This is a genomic window from Brevundimonas sp., from assembly GCF_036405315.1.
Lineage (GTDB): Bacteria > Pseudomonadota > Alphaproteobacteria > Caulobacterales > Caulobacteraceae > Brevundimonas.
In genome coordinates this window covers 24,942-39,329 of record NZ_DASWXW010000053.1, presented here as the reverse complement: position 1 = coordinate 39,329, position 14,388 = coordinate 24,942, and the positions used below count along the sequence as shown (strand labels likewise).

Sequence of the window (14,388 nt, the reverse complement as noted above, 5' to 3'; positions counted from 1 at the left end):
GGATGGGGCTGGCCTCCGGCGTCGCCCGTGCTAGTCAGGCCGCCGGACATTCCCCGGTTTCGCGCGTCAAAATCAAGCCGATGAACAAAGACTATTTCTTCTGCGGCGTCGGCGGGTCCGGCATGCTGCCCCTGGCCATGATCGTTCAGGCGCAAGGAAACCGCATCAGCGGCTCCGACCGGGCGCTGGATCAGGGGCGCACGCCGGACAAGTTCGACTGGCTGCGCGCCCACGGCGTCGCCCTGCATCCGCAGGACGGATCGGGCGTGACCAGCCCCGATCAGATCGTCGTCGCCACCGGCGCGGTCGAGGACACGGTGCCCGACATCGGCGCGGCCAAACGCGTCGGCGCGACGATCAAGACCCGGCCCCAGCTGCTGAGCGAACTGTTCAACGCCGCCCCGACCTCGATCGGCGTGGCCGGCACCAGCGGCAAGTCGACCATCACCGGAATGATCGCCTGGATTCTGGATCAGGCGGGCCGTCGGCCCACCGTGGTCAACGGCGCGGTGATGAAGAATTTCGCCGACGCCGACCATCCCTTCGCCAGCGCCCTGGTCGGCGGACCGGACCTGTTCGTGGCCGAGGTGGACGAGAGCGACGGCTCCATCGCCCGCTATGACGCCACCGTGGCGGTCGTTTCGAACATCTCGCTGGACCACAAGTCGATGGAGGAGTTGCGCGACCTGTTCGGCGGCTTCGTCGGGCGGGCGACGACGGCGGTGCTGAACCTCGACAACCCCGAGACGGCGGCGCTGGCCCAGACCTTGCCAAGCGGCAAGACGATCACCTTTGCTCTGGGCGAGGAAGAGGCTGACCTGTCGGGCCACGACCTCAAGCCCCTGCCAACCGGCATGACCTTCGAGTTGCGGGTGCGCGGCGAGGCGCCGCGTCCGGTCGTGCTGAATGTCCCCGGCGCCCACAATGTCGCCAACGCCCTGGCGGCGCTGGGCGCGGTCAAGGCGCTGGGCGTATCGGTGGATGATGCGGTCGCGGCGCTGGAGACCTTCGCCGGCATCCGGCGTCGGCTGGAGGTGGTGGGGACGCAAAACGGCGTCACCGTCATCGACGACTTCGCCCACAACCCCGACAAGATCGCCGCCACGCTGAAGACCCTTCACGCCTTCGACGGGCGGCTGCTGATCCTGTTCCAGCCGCACGGCTTCGGCCCGCTGAAGCTGATGAAGCGCGAGTTCATCGAGGGCTTCGCCGGACTCATGCGCGAACATGACGTCCTGCTGATGCCCGAGCCGGTCTATTACGGCGGCACCACCGACCGCAGCGTGGGGTCCGAGGACATCGCCGCGGGCGTGCGCGCCGAGGGGCGTCAGGCTGAAGCGCTGGCGACCCGCGCCGACTGCGGCGACCGCATCGTCGAGATCGCCAAGCCCGGCGACCGGGTGGTGGTCATGGGGGCGCGCGACGACAGCCTGTCGAGCTTTGCGGCCGAGCTTCTGGCCCGGCTTTAAGCTCCGCGCCCGGAGGAAACGTCAAATTGTTCTTGTAAAACATTCACTTTCGGCAAATCGGCTGTTAAGCGCCGCCCGCCTAACTGCGCTCTCTCGAGGCGTGGAAGGGGCGACGACATGGCCAGGATCGGAGACTTCGTCGAGGCGGCGACGCCCATGGCGCCCGACGCGCCCGGCGCCGAGGCCTTCGACCGGTTTCAGGCCGAGCCGAACACCCTGGTCATCGCCGTGGTGGATGAGGACAGGCGGCCCGTCGGCCTGATCGAGCGCAACGCCTTCACCCTGAAGATGGCCGCCGAGTTCGGCCGCGCCCTCTACGCCCGCCGCCCCGTCTCGGCCCTGATGGACCCGTCGCCGCTGCTGGTCGAGGCCGACGCCTCGGCCGACGTCCTGTTCCAGTCGATGGACGCGGCGGGCCTGGGCGCCCTGCTCAAGGGCTTCATCGTCGTGTCGCGCGGCCGCTACGTCGGGGTCGGGGCCGGTCTGCACGTGCTGCAGGCGGGGGTGGCCATCCACAAGCGCCGCGCCGAGGCCATGAGCGAACTGGCCCAGAACCTGGTCCGCGCCGAGGCCGAGGCCCGCGCCTCCAGCCGGGCCAAGTCCGAGTTCCTGGCGGTGATGAGCCACGAGATCCGCACGCCGCTGAACGGGGTGCTGGGGGTGGCCGCCCTGATGGAGCGCGAACTGACGCAGGCCTCGCTGCGCCCCTATGTCCGCACCATTCTGGATTCGGGCGCCAGCCTGCTGCGGCTGCTGACCGACGCCCTGGACATGTCGCGCGCCGAGGCGGGCGTCCTGACGCTGGAGCCCGCGCCTCTGGACCTCGAGGCCGTGGCCGCCGACCTGTCGGCCCTGTGGCGGCCGCGTGCGGAGGAGAAAAACCTGCGCCTGACGGTGACGACGGACACCGCGGCGGCGCGCTGGGTCGTCGGCGACGAGATGCGGCTGAAGCAGCTTCTGAACAACCTGATCGGCAATGCGCTGAAGTTCACCCAGGCCGGCGCGGTCGAGGTTCGCCTGACCACCCAACTGGACGACGGCCGAGTGCGGATGGACGCCGTGGTGGACGACAGCGGCCCCGGCGTCAGCGACGAGGCGGCGATCGCCATCTTCGAGCCCTTCAACACCGGCGAGGCGGGACGTCAGGGGGCGGGCGCGGGTCTGGGCCTGGCCATCTGCCGCCAGATCGTCGAGCGGATGGAGGGGCGTCTGGCGCTGGAACGCTCGCCCGCCGGCGGGGCGCGGTTCCGCTTCGAGCTGCATCTGCCCCTGGCCGAGGCCGACGCCCGCCGCGACGAGGACCGGGCCGCCGCGCCGACCGAACACGAGACCCTGCATGTCCTGGTGGTGGACGACAACGCCGCCAACCGCTTCGTCGCCGGCAAGGTGCTGGAGTTGTTCGGCTGCACCCATGAGACCGCCGAGGACGGGCGCCAGGCGGTGGAGCGGGCCACGATCGCCCCGTTCGACCTGATCCTGATGGACGTGAAGATGCCGGTGATGGACGGGGTCAGCGCCACGCGGGCCATCCGCGCCCTGCCCGGGCCTGCCTCCGCCGTGCCCATCCTGGCCCTGACCGCTAACGCCGACCCGCGCGACGAGGCCGAGTATCTGGCGGCGGGCATGGACGGGGTGGTGCAAAAGCCGATCCAGCCGGACGCCCTGCTGAACGCCATCCGCCTGGCCCTGTCGCGGCACGCGGTGGCCGCAGCCGCTTAAGGGGCGCAACCGGGCGGGCGCTGGGCTATGGTCCCGCTTGATGCTTCAGGACACGCCCCCCGCCCCTTCCGCCACCGTCGTCGACGAGGTGATCGTCACCGCCGCCCGCCTGCCCCCGGCGGCGGGCGAGGCGGCCTTCTCGGTGATCCGTCTGGGCCAGGAGACGCTGTCCACGGCTGTGCGGCTGGACGAGGCCCTGGCGACGGTGCCGGCGGTTTCACTGTTCCGGCGCACCTCCAGTCTGGCGGCCAATCCGACGACGCAGGGGATATCCTTGCGCGCCATCGCCCCGTCGGGCGCGGGGCGGACGCTGGCGACGCTGGACGGCGTGCCGCTGAACGATCCCTTCGGCGGCTGGGTGATCTGGTCGCAGGTTCCGACCGAGGCGGTCGAGAGCCTCGACATCATGCGCGGCGCCGGGGCCGGTCCCTATGGCGCGGGGGCGCTGACGGGGGTGATCCAGTTGAGGGAACGCGAACGCGGCGGGGTGCTGGACGCCTCGCTCGGCGAGCGCGGCGGGGCGCGGCTGGCGGGGTCGGGCGGCGTGGACGCGGGCCTGGCGCGGCTGACCGGCTCGGTGCTTCACGAGACCAGCGACGGCTATGTGCCCGTGCGCGGGGCGGCGGCGGGGGCGGCGGACAGGCCGCTGGATCTGGAGGCGAAGAGCGCCTCGCTGCGGGCGGATGTTCCGCTGGGCGAAGCGGCCCTGTCGCTGCGGGCGGCGGCCTATGAAGAGGATCGCGGCTCGGGTCTGGCGGGGGCGCGGGCGACGGCCAGCGGCCATGTGCTGTCGGCGACCGCCGCCAAGCAACCCGCCGAGGGCGATTACGGCTGGCGGCTGCAGGCCTGGCGGCGCGAAAGCGATCTGGCCAACACCTCGGTCGCCGTGGCGGCGGATCGGGCGACGACCACGCCCGCCAACGACCAGTACGAGACCCCCGCGACCGGATGGGGCCTGAACGCCGCCCTGCGCCGGGCCCAGCGCCAGACCGGCGGCGGACGGCTGGAATGGGAGGTCGGCGCCGACGCCCGCTTCAACGAGGGCGAGACGCACGAACTGTTCCGTTTCATGGCCGGCGCCTTCACCCGCGACCGCATCGCCGGGGGCGAGACCGCGACAGCGGGTCTCTATGGCGAAGGCGCGCTGGAAGCCGGGCGCTGGCTGGTCGCGGGCGGGCTGCGGCTGGACGGCTGGAAGAACCGGAACGGACGACGGCTGGAGCGCGATCTCGCCACCGGCGCGGCGACGCTGGACGAGACCGATCCCGAGCGTTCGGGCGAGGTGGTCAGCGCGCGTCTGGCGGCGCGGCGCACGATCGGCGGCGGCTGGGCGGCGCGGGCGGCGGCCTATTCCGGTTTCCGGCCCGCCACGCTGAACGAACTGCATCGGCCGTTCCGCGTCGGCAACGACCTGACCGAGGCCAACGCCGGGCTGGTCCCCGAGACCTTGCAGGGCGTGGAGGCCGGGCTGGCCTATGAAGGGCCGATCTCGGCCCTGAGCGCCACCCTGTTCTGGAACCGGATCGAGGAGGCCGTGGTCAACGTCACCATCGGCCAGGGGCCGGGCGTCTTCCCTCGCGCGGGCTTCGTCCCGGCGGGCGGGGTGCTGCGCCAGCGTCAGAACGCCGGGACCATCGCGGCGACGGGCCTGGAGATCAGCGCGCGCCAGACCCTGCGCGGGGGCCTCGACCTGAGCGGGGCCGTGTCGATCACCGACGCCCGCGTGGACGGCGGGTCGGCGGCGCCGCAGCTGACCGGCCTGCGCCCGGCCCAGGCCCCGATCTGGAGCGCCACGGCCGGGATCGACTGGCGCGCGAACGACCGTCTGAGCCTGGCCGTCCGCGCCCGCTATGAAAGCCGACGTTTCGAAGACGACCTGAACAGCCGGGTCCTGGAGGCCGCCCTGACGGCGGATGTTCGCGCGGATTGGCGGATCACCCAGGCGGCCGCGCTGTGGCTGGCCGCCGACAATCTGTTCGACGCCGAGGTCGAGGTCTCCGAGACCGGGACCGGGGTCGAAGGCTTCGGCCCGCCGCGCACGCTGAGCGCCGGAGTGCGGCTGACTTACTGAACGACGGTTAGGGCCGCGACAATTCCGACGCCTGAACGGTATTGCAAATCGTTCGCAGAATATGGCACAGCCATATTGTGACCGAACCCGCTGCCAATCCCGCCAAGACCGCCGCCAAGCCGAAGGCGGCGCTGAACGCCAAGCGGTCGTTCTGGCTGAAGCAATTGCACAGCTGGCACTGGATCTCCGCGGCGGTCAGCCTGGTCGGCATGATCCTGTTCGCCATCACCGGCATCACATTGAACCACGCGGCGCAGATCCCGGCCGAGCCGGTGACGAAGGAGGCGACGGCGACCCTGCCCGCGCCCCTGCTGGCGCGTCTGACCGACTTCCCCGAGGAAACCACCGATCCGGTCCCCGCCCCCGTCGCGCGCTGGGCCCTTGAGGCCTTCAAGGTCCAGGTGGACGGCAAGCCGACCGAGACCACGGCGGACGAGATCTATGTCGCCCTGGCCACGCCCGGCGGCGACGGATGGCTGACCATCGACCGTTCAACCGGCGAGGCCGTGCACGAGAAGACCACGCGCGGCTGGGTCGCCTACCTCAATGACCTGCACAAGGGTCGGAACGCCGGAAAGGTCTGGTACTGGTTCATCGACGTCTTCGCCGCGGCCTGCGTGATCTTTTCCGTCACGGGCCTGGCCCTGCTGTGGCTGCACGCCCGCGGCCGCCCCTCGACCTGGCCCGTGGTGGCCCTGGGTCTGCTGGTTCCTGTCGTTATCGCCCTCCTCTTCATCCACTGACGAGCCCCTCCCATGCGTAAGCTTCCTCTCGTCCTGACCGCCGCCGGCCTCGCCGCCGCCCCCGCCGTCGCCAGCGCCGCCGACCTGAGCGTCAGCGTCGAGCTGCCGCGCATCGCCAGCGCCTCCTATCACCGCCCCTATGTGGCCGTGTGGATCGAGAAGCCGGACCAGTCGACGACCCAGACCCTGGCCGTCTGGTATCAGCAGACCCGTAACAACGAGGGCGACGGCAAGGACTGGCTGAAGGACCTGCGCACCTGGTGGCGCAAGGGCGGCCGGTCGATGGCCATGCCCGCCGACGGCGTGTCCGGGCCGACCAAGGCCCCCGGCCGTCACGCCGTGACTGTGCCCGCCGCCCGTCTGCGCAACCTGCCGGCCGGGCAATACAACATCGTCGTCGAGGCGGCCCGTGAATTGGGCGGCCGCGAGGTCGTCCGCGTGCCCTTCCGCTGGGGCGCCGCCAACACCGCCGCCGGAACCGGCTCCACCGAACTGGGCGCCGTTCGCGTCGCCGTGACCCGCTAAGGACCCTGACCATGAAGAAGACGCTCGCCTTCCTGACCCCTGCCTTGGCTTTGGCCGCCGTTCTGGCCGCGCCGCTCTCGGCCCAGGCGCACCGCGCCTGGCTGGCCCCGACCTCGACCGTCCTGTCGGGCAACGACGCCTGGGTCGGTTTCGACGCCGGGATGTCGAACGGGGTCTTCATCCCCGACCACGCCGCCATGCGTCTGGCCGGCCTGACCATCACCGCGCCCGACGGCTCGACCGCCCAGGCCGAGAACGTCCATCAGGCCAAGTACCGCTCCAGCTTCGACCTGCATTTGGCCCAGCCAGGCACCTATCGCGTCGCCAACGTCGGTTCGGGCTTCATGGCCAGCTACAAGCAGGGCGGCGAGCAGAAGCGTTGGCGCGGGACCGAGGCCGAGTTCCCCGGCGCCCTGCCCGCCGACGCCACCGAGGTCGAAGCTGTGCGCACCGACAGCCGCACCGAGACCTTCGTGACCCTCGGCGAGCCGACCGATCTGGCCGTCGTCGGCAAGGGTCTGGAACTGGCCCCCGTCACCCATCCGAACGACCTGGCCGCCGGCGAGGCCGCCACCTTCAAGCTGCTGAAGGACGGCCAGCCCGCCGCCAATGTGGACGTGACCATCGCGCGCGGCGGCACCCGCTACCGCAACAACCCGGAAGAGATCACGGTCAAGACCGGCGCTGACGGCGCCTTCACCGTGACCTGGCCGGAAGCCGGCCTCTACTGGCTGGGCGCCTCGGTGCGCACGGCGGGCGTGAACGGCCAGCCCGGCTCGAACGCCTCGTGGAACGGCGCGCTGGAAGTCCTGCCCTGACCTCGAAACGCTCCAGTTCGGCGCCGCCGCCGCTCCAGATCGGAGCGGCGGTTGACAGCCGTCAGGACAGCCGCGTCCTGATCCCGCCGAGCGCCCGCGCGCCGGAACGGCCGCCCAGCGACCTGATCTGGTCGCTGGCGGGGGAAAGCATGGGCACGAGCTGGTCGGTGCGTCTGGTCCCGCCTTTGGGGACGACGCAGGACGCCTTTCAGGCGGCCATCGAGGAAGAACTGGCGCGCATCGTCGTCCTGTTCAGCCCATGGACGCCGGACAGCGAGATCAGCCGCTTCAACAACGCCCCCGCCGGGACGTGGAAGCTGTCGGACGACTTCTGGAGCCTGCTCAACGCCGCGCTGGATCTGGCCGACGACGTCAACGGCGCGGTCGACCCGACGCTGGGGGCCCTGGTCGACCTGTGGGGCTTCGGCCCGCCGGGGCCGCGCGATCCGCTCCATCCCCTGCCCTCCGTCGAGGAGGTCGAGGCGGCGCTGGCCGTGTCCGGCTGGCAGAAGCTGCGACTGAACCGCGACGCGCGGGCGGCGGTGCAGGCGGGGGGCATGAAGCTGGACTTTTCCGGCATCGCCAAGGGTCATGCCGTGGACCGCGTCTCGGCGCGCCTGACCGGGATGGGCGCGACCTCGCATCTGGTCGAGATCGGCGGCGAGCTTAAGGGGCGCGGGGTCAAGCCGGACGCCCAGCCCTGGTGGGTCGAGATCGAGACCGTGCCGGGTTCCCCCGCGCCGCACACGGTCGCCGCCCTGTTCGACATGGCCGTCGCCACCTCGGGCGACTGGCGCCGCGCCTTCGTGCATGAAGAGCGCCTCTATCCGCACACCATCGACGGCTCGACCGGACGGCCGGTGGACAATGGACTGGCGCAGGTGACGGTGTTCCACGCCTCGGCCATGCGCGCCGACGCATGGGCCACGGCCCTGACCGTGCTGGGTCCCTATGAGGGGCCGGAGTTCGCCGAGGCCATGCAGATTGCGGCCTGCTTCGTCGAGCGCACGCCCCGCGGCCTGGTCGAGCGGATGACGCCCGCCTTCGCCGCCATGATGGACGAAGAAGAAGCCTGACCGTGACCGCCGACCTGACCCGCTGGCTGTGGGCGTCCGTCGCCGTCGCCCTGTGGCTGGGCCTGATCGGCCTGACGGTCTGGCGCGTGCGCGCCGCCGCCACGAAGGCGGCCGAACAGGCGCGAGTGCTGGCCGAGGCGGCGGGCGAGGACGCCGTGCTGATCGCCTTCGCCAGCCAGACCGGATTCGGCGAGGAGTTGGCCTGGATGACCGCCCGCGCGCTCGGCGACGGCGGCGTGGGGGCGCGGATCTCGTCCTTTGCCGATCTGGATCTGGACACCCTGAAGGGCGCGCGCCGCCTGCTGGTCATCGCCTCAACCACCGGCGAGGGCGACGCCCCCGACAGCGCGGCCCGCTTCGTGCGACAGGTGATGAAGGCGGACGTGGACCTGTCGCACCTGTCCTATGGCCTGCTGGCCCTGGGCGACCGCTCCTATGACGCCTATTGCAGTTTCGGCCACGCGGTCGGCGACTGGCTGGACCGCAGCGGCGCCCAGACCCTGTTCGACCGGGTCGAGGTGGACAATGGCGACGCGGGCGCCATCCGCCACTGGCAGCACCAGTTGAACCAGATCACCGGCTCGACCTCAGCCCCCGACTGGACCCCGCCCGCCTATGACCGCTGGCGTCTGGTCGAGCGGACCTTGCTGAACGCGGGCAGCCCCGGCGGCGAGGCGTATCATCTGGCCTTCGAGCCCATCGACCACGCCCCCGATTGGGCGGCGGGCGACATCGCCGAGGTGGGCCTGCCCGCCCGCGACGAGGCACAACCGGCCAGCCGCGAGTATTCGGTCGCCTCCCTGCCCTCGGACGGACGGGTCGAGTTCTGCATCCGCCTGATGACGCGGCCGGACGGAACGCCGGGTCTGGCCTCGGGCTGGCTGACGCAGGACGCGCAGATCGGCGACGAGGTGGCCATGCGGGTGCGCGCCAACCGCGGCTTCCATGCGCCGCCGCCCGAGGCTCCCGTCATCCTCATCGGCAACGGCACCGGCATCGCCGGCCTGCGCGGGCACCTGAAGGCGCGGGCGCAGTTCGCGAAGACCGGCGGGGCCTGGCTGCTGTTCGGCGAACGGACGCGGGCGCACGACGCGCTTTACGACGGGGACCTGCAAGCCTGGCTGGCGTCGGGCGTCCTGACCCGGTTGGACCGCGCCTTCTCGCGCGACGGCGGCGAGAACCGCTATGTCCAGTCGCTGGTGGCCGAACACGCCCGACCCATGGCCGACTGGGTTGATCGCGGGGCCTATGTCTATGTCTGCGGCAGTCTGGAAGGCATGTCCAAGGGCGTCCACGCGGCGCTGGAGGCGGCGCTGGGCGAGGAGCGGCTGACGCGGCTGACGGAAGCTGGGCGGTACAGGCGCGACGTTTACTGAATACACGGAACGCCTCTCCCTCCCCTTCATGGGGAGGGTGGTCGCGGAGCGACCGGGTGGGGAGGGCGTGGCGATCCTGAGCGCAGCGTCTGAATAGCCGAAGCGCCCCCACCCGTCTGACGCTTCGCGTCAGCCACCCTCCCCATGAAGGGGAGGGAGAATGATCGTCAGACCTCCGACCAGCGTCGCAGCAGGTTGTGATAAAGACCGGTCAGTTCGATGACCGCCTGATCCTTGGGTCCCTTGTCGAGGTTGACCCGCTGCGTCGCCACGTCCAGCCGGAACAGGCTTTCGCGGTCGGCGTCGTCGCGGACCAGGCTTTGCAGCCACATGAAGCTGGAGACGCGGGCGCCGCGCGTGACCGGCGTGACCCGGTGCAGGCTCTTGGACGGATAGAGGACCAGGTCGCCGGCGGGCAGCTTGACCGACTGGGCGCCGTACAGCTCCTCGATGATCAGTTCGCCGCCGTCGTAATCCTCGGGCTCGGACAGGAAGAGGGTGGCCGAGAGGTCGCTGCGGATGCGGACATCCCCGCGCTGGCGGATGGCGTTGTCGACGTGGACGCCGAACTCGCCGCCGCCCTCGTAGCGGTTGAACAGGGGCGGAAAGATCGTGTGCGGCAGGGCGGCCGAAACGAACATGGGGTTGGCGTTCAGGGCCTGGACGATCAGGGTCGAAACCTCGCGCGCCGGCGCGCTGTCCTCGGGCAACTGCAGGTTCTTCTTGGCCGTGGCCGACTGGTGGCCCGACGTCATGTTGCCGTCGGCCCAGGGGCCGGCGTCCAGGGTCCGGCGCAGGGCGGCGACTTCGGTCTTGGTGAAGACGTCGGGAATGTGCAGCAGCATGGCTCTCTCACCGTCTGGAAACGCATCGGCCCCGTCGCTCGGATGAACGACGGGGCCGACATGATGGCGTGAAACGCCGTCTCTTAGTAGCGGACGTTCAGCGTCAGGATGGCCGAACGGGCGGGGGCCACGTCGGCGTGGTGAACGCCGTTGGTGCGGATGATGTATTCTTCATCGCCCGCGTTCTGGACGTTCAGTTGCAGCGAGGCGCGGTCGTTGATGTCGTAGGAGGCGAACAGGTCCAGGCGCGTGTATTCCGGCGCATAGATGCGGTTGGCGCCGCCGCCGGCGCCGCCCTGATTGCCGCCAAACGACTTGCCGACATAGTAGACGCCGCCACCCAGGCTGAGCTTGGGCAGGACGCGGTAGGTGGTGAACAGGCTGGCGGCGTGCTCCGGCGTATTGGCCAGGGCCTCGCCGATGTTGACGTTGTTGTAGGCGCCGCTGACCAGTTCGCTGTCCATCCAGGTGTAGCCGCCGAAGACCTGCCACTTGCTGGTGAGGTTGCCCGAGACGCCCAGTTCGAGGCCCTGAACCTCGGCTTCGCCAGCCTGCTCGTAAACGCCCGGCGACACCTGGATCTGCGCGTCCTTGCGGGTCAGGCGGAACAGGGCGCCGCTGAGGGCCAGGCGGTCGTCGAACAGATTGGCCTTGGCGCCGACTTCAAAGCTCTGGGTCTCTTCCGGGTCCAGCACGCTGGTCAGCAGGTTGCCCGTGCCGACGCCCGCGCCGGTGTTCTGATCGCCCGCCGAGATGGTCGGGGGCGTCGAAGAGGTGGCGTAGGAGGCGTAGAGGCTGGTGCTCGGCGTCGGCTTGTAGACGAAGCCGACCTGATAGTTGACGAAGTCCCAGTCGCCGTTGAACGGGGTGTATACCGGAGCCGCAAGCGTGCCCGTGGCGTTGATCGCCTCGACCGAATAGTCGTCCCAGCGCAGGCCCAGGTTGACTATGAACTTCTCGCCGAAGCTGATCGAGTCGAAGGCGTAAACGCCCAGCGAATCCGTCTGGCTCTCGCTGACCACGCCGCGCGTGATCGTGCCGGTCCAGGGATCGTTCGGGTTGGGATTGTAGATCGGGGTGCAGTCGAAGCCGGTCAGGGGCGCCGGGCAGGCCGCGCCCGACAGGGTCGTGACCGTGTAGGAGGCGTTCTTGTTGGTTTCACGCGACAGTTCGACGCCCATGTCGAAGTTGTGCTTGATAGACCCGGTCGTGAACGAACCGTGCAGGTCGGTGACGTTGGCCAGGGTTTCGGCCGGGTTCCAGCGCGACTTGGTGCCCCGCTTCATCCACCAGACGCCGTTGATCAGGGCCGCGCCGCGCGGGGTCGAAGTGGCGCTGCCGCCGTCGCCGGGGTTGGTGACGACATAGTCGTTCAGCGTCTGCGACCAACGGGAAACGTTGCTGATCGCCAGGGTCTCGCTGAAGCGATGCTCGGCGTTCAGGGTCAGGCTGTCGACCGTATTGGTCAGATAGTCGCGCGCCTTGAGCCCGTAGAAGCTGTCGTAGGGCACGTCCAGGACGCCGCTGTCGGTCGTGCGCACGCCGATCTTGGTGAAGAGGGGGATGCCGTAGTCGGGCATCTGGTCGCTGTCGAGGTGATAGTAGCTGGCGGTGATCGTGGTCGGCGTGCCCAGGCCCACGGCGACGGCGGCGCCCACGCCCCACTTGTCGAAGTCGACCGAGTCGCGGCCGGCCACGTCGCCCTGCGAGGCCATGAGGTTCAGGCGCATGGCGGCGGTCGGGCTGACCTGCCAGTTGGCGTCCACCGTGCCGCGCGCATAGCTGTCCGTGCCGGCGCCGGCCGAACCGTGGATGAAGTTGGTCAGACGCGGGGCCTTGGAGCCCAGGTTGATGCTGCCGCCGCCCGAGCCGCGGCCCGAATAGACCGAGTCCGGCCCCTTGATGACCTCGACCTGTTCCAGGTTGAAGACTTCGCGCTGCTGGCCGCCGGTGTCGCGGATGCCGTCCACGAAGATGTTGTTGCCGGAGGCCTGGCCGCGGATGAAGGGACGGTCGGCCAGGGGCTGGCCGCCTTCGCCGGCGCCGAAGGTGATGCCCGGCGAGGTGCGCAGAATGTCCTGCAGCGAGGTGGCGGCGGTCTGCTCGATGATCTGCTGAGGGATCACCGTCACCGAACGCGGCGTGTCGACCAGGGGGGCGACGAATTGCGGGTCCTTGGGCTCGCGCTTCACGCGCTGGCCGTGCACGTCGATGGAGCCCAGGTTGGTGGCGTCCTGGGTCGCGTCCGCCTTGACGATCGGCACCTCGTCGCCGGCCAGAGCGGGCGAGGCGCACAGCATCCCGGCGGCGCTGGAGGCGAACAGAAGCGCCTTGAGGGCGGAGGAGCGGGCGTCGGACATGGGGGAGGACCAGTCAGTGATGTTGCGATGCGGTCGCAATATCACCTTATTGCAGCACCGCAAGTGACTCTGCGAATAAATCGCAATTGAGGCGCAGGAGTCACGCCGACCGGCCGTCCCTGGATGAAAATCGCCCTCAGCCCGTCAAGCCGCGCTCGTCAGGGCCACGCCCTTCATCGACACGGCGGGATCGGCCAGCAGGGCCGCGCCCACCGGCGTCGCCTTGCCGATCAGCAGACGCCCGCCCATGAATTCGGCCGGGGCGTTGACCGCCTCGACGCAGACGACGCGGTCGCCGTTCAGGTGGAAGACGGCGAAGGCGCCGCCAGCCGGATCGCCGCGCACAATCTGGCTGTCGGCGTCGAAGGGCAGGCCGGCGATCTGAAGCTTGACGTCGTACTGGTCCGACCAGAACCACGGGACTTCGGGCGCGGGCGCCGCGCGGCCGACGATGGCGGCGGCGGCCTGCTTGGCCTGTTCCAGGGCGTTGGGCACGCTTTCCAGACGGTGCATCCGCCCGCCGTGAACCGGGATGGGCCGATGGGTCACGTCGCCGATGGCGTAGATGGCGGGGTCGCTGGTGCGGGCGGCCTCGTCCACCACCACGCCGTTCTCGCAGGCCAGACCGGCGGTGCGCGCCAGGGCCTCGCGCGCCAGGGCGCCGACGCCGACCAGGATGGCGTCGGCCGCGATCAGGCTTCCGTCGGCCAGCCGGACGCCGCCGTCCTCGAAGCCCGAGACCTCGGCGCCGGTCAGGATCTCGACGCCGTGCCGACGATGCAGGTCGGTGAAGAAGGCCGACAGGGTCTGCGACGCCACGCGGGCCAGCACCCGGTCCATGCGCTCGATCACCACCGCCTCGGCCCCCAGGGCGCGGGCCGAGGCCGCCGCCTCCAGCCCGACATAGCCGCCGCCGACCACGGCCAGCCGCTTGCCGGAGGTCAGCACGGCCTTCAGCCGCTCGGCGTCCGCCAGGGTGCGCAGCTCCAGCAGGTCGGGCCGGTCCGCGCCGGGGACGGCCAGGCGTCGCGCCGTCGAGCCGGTGGCCAGGATCAGCACGTCATAGGGCTCGACGCCGCCGTCGGCGAAGGTCACGGCCTTGGCCGCCGCGTCGATGGCCGTCGCGGTGACGCCGGTGCGCAGGTCGATGGTCTGTTCGACGTAGAAGCTCTCAGGGCGCAGCAGCAGGTCCTCAAGACCGGCTTCCCCCTTCAGCCAGGCCTTGGACAGGGGCGGCCGCTGATAGGGCGCCGCCGCCTCCTCGCCCGCCAGGACGATCTCGCCCTCGAAGCCATATTGCCTCAGCAGCGCCGCCGCCGAGCCCCCCGCGTGTCCCGCGCCGATGATCAGAACCTTGGTCATGGAGGGCAAATAGGACGGATCGAG

Annotated in this window: 11 protein-coding genes; 8 read left to right on the top strand and 3 right to left on the bottom strand. The window is 70.4% G+C overall.

All coding sequences use genetic code 11. The annotated features are described in order from the left end of the window. Nucleotides 1-80 precede the first annotated feature (80 nt). The 8 genes from VGE49_RS03410 to VGE49_RS03375 all read left to right on the top strand — a co-directional run bounded on the left by VGE49_RS03410 (nt 81) and on the right by VGE49_RS03375 (nt 9,797). Nucleotides 81-1,469: a UDP-N-acetylmuramate--L-alanine ligase gene (locus VGE49_RS03410; protein ID WP_331033176.1), complete on the top strand. Its 1,389-nt coding sequence runs from the start codon at nt 81-83 to the stop codon at nt 1,467-1,469. Between the two features lie 117 nt (nt 1,470-1,586). Continuing rightward, nucleotides 1,587-3,188, top strand: coding sequence for an ATP-binding protein (locus VGE49_RS03405; RefSeq protein ID WP_331033175.1), 1,602 nt, complete (start codon nt 1,587-1,589; stop codon nt 3,186-3,188). Nucleotides 3,189-3,228: 40 nt separating this feature from the next. After that, entirely contained in the window at nt 3,229-5,259 is a 2,031-nt protein-coding gene (locus VGE49_RS03400; RefSeq protein WP_331033174.1) for a TonB-dependent receptor, read from the top strand. 77 nt (nt 5,260-5,336) lie between these two features. Then, nucleotides 5,337-6,002: a PepSY-associated TM helix domain-containing protein gene (locus tag VGE49_RS03395; RefSeq protein ID WP_331033173.1), complete on the top strand. Its 666-nt coding sequence runs from the start codon at nt 5,337-5,339 to the stop codon at nt 6,000-6,002. 12 nt (nt 6,003-6,014) lie between these two features. After that, a complete protein-coding gene (locus VGE49_RS03390) occupies nt 6,015-6,527 on the top strand; it encodes a DUF2271 domain-containing protein (protein WP_331033172.1) in 513 nt (170 codons plus the stop codon). An 11-nt stretch (nt 6,528-6,538) separates the two neighbouring features. Further along, nucleotides 6,539-7,345, top strand: coding sequence for a DUF4198 domain-containing protein (locus VGE49_RS03385; RefSeq protein ID WP_331033171.1), 807 nt, complete (start codon nt 6,539-6,541; stop codon nt 7,343-7,345). Beyond that, nucleotides 7,315-8,421, top strand: a complete 1,107-nt coding sequence (locus VGE49_RS03380) for an FAD:protein FMN transferase (RefSeq protein ID WP_331033170.1) — start codon at nt 7,315-7,317, stop codon at nt 8,419-8,421. The genes VGE49_RS03385 and VGE49_RS03380 overlap by 31 nt, the downstream gene beginning before the upstream one ends. Before the next feature lie 2 nt (nt 8,422-8,423). Next, nucleotides 8,424-9,797, top strand: coding sequence for a sulfite reductase subunit alpha (locus VGE49_RS03375; RefSeq protein WP_331033169.1), 1,374 nt, complete (start codon nt 8,424-8,426; stop codon nt 9,795-9,797). Between the two features lie 167 nt (nt 9,798-9,964). On the opposite strand, the gene VGE49_RS03370 is transcribed toward VGE49_RS03375, so the two are convergent. The 3 genes from VGE49_RS03370 to VGE49_RS03360 form a co-directional block, all read right to left on the bottom strand. After that, a complete protein-coding gene (locus VGE49_RS03370) occupies nt 9,965-10,642 on the bottom strand; it encodes a Fe2+-dependent dioxygenase (RefSeq protein ID WP_331033168.1) in 678 nt (225 codons plus the stop codon). 83 nt (nt 10,643-10,725) lie between these two features. Further along, nucleotides 10,726-13,002: a TonB-dependent receptor gene (locus VGE49_RS03365; RefSeq protein ID WP_331033167.1), complete on the bottom strand. Its 2,277-nt coding sequence runs from the start codon at nt 13,000-13,002 to the stop codon at nt 10,726-10,728. A 144-nt stretch (nt 13,003-13,146) separates the two neighbouring features. Further along, nucleotides 13,147-14,364, bottom strand: a complete 1,218-nt coding sequence (locus tag VGE49_RS03360) for an NAD(P)/FAD-dependent oxidoreductase (protein WP_331033166.1) — start codon at nt 14,362-14,364, stop codon at nt 13,147-13,149. Nucleotides 14,365-14,388 lie beyond the last annotated feature (24 nt).

What these genes read in the sequence shown, in the direction of transcription:
- VGE49_RS03410 (WP_331033176.1), top strand. Translation starts at nt 81, where the DNA reads ATGAACAAAGACTATTTCTTCTGCGGCGTCGGCGGGTCCGGCATGCTG.
- VGE49_RS03405 (WP_331033175.1), top strand. Translation starts at nt 1,587, where the DNA reads ATGGCCAGGATCGGAGACTTCGTCGAGGCGGCGACGCCCATGGCGCCC.
- VGE49_RS03400 (WP_331033174.1), top strand. Translation starts at nt 3,229, where the DNA reads ATGCTTCAGGACACGCCCCCCGCCCCTTCCGCCACCGTCGTCGACGAG.
- VGE49_RS03390 (WP_331033172.1), top strand. Translation starts at nt 6,015, where the DNA reads ATGCGTAAGCTTCCTCTCGTCCTGACCGCCGCCGGCCTCGCCGCCGCC.
- VGE49_RS03385 (WP_331033171.1), top strand. Translation starts at nt 6,539, where the DNA reads ATGAAGAAGACGCTCGCCTTCCTGACCCCTGCCTTGGCTTTGGCCGCC.
- VGE49_RS03370 (WP_331033168.1), bottom strand. Translation starts at nt 10,642, where the DNA reads ATGCTGCTGCACATTCCCGACGTCTTCACCAAGACCGAAGTCGCCGCC.
- VGE49_RS03365 (WP_331033167.1), bottom strand. Translation starts at nt 13,002, where the DNA reads ATGTCCGACGCCCGCTCCTCCGCCCTCAAGGCGCTTCTGTTCGCCTCC.
- VGE49_RS03360 (WP_331033166.1), bottom strand. Translation starts at nt 14,364, where the DNA reads ATGACCAAGGTTCTGATCATCGGCGCGGGACACGCGGGGGGCTCGGCG.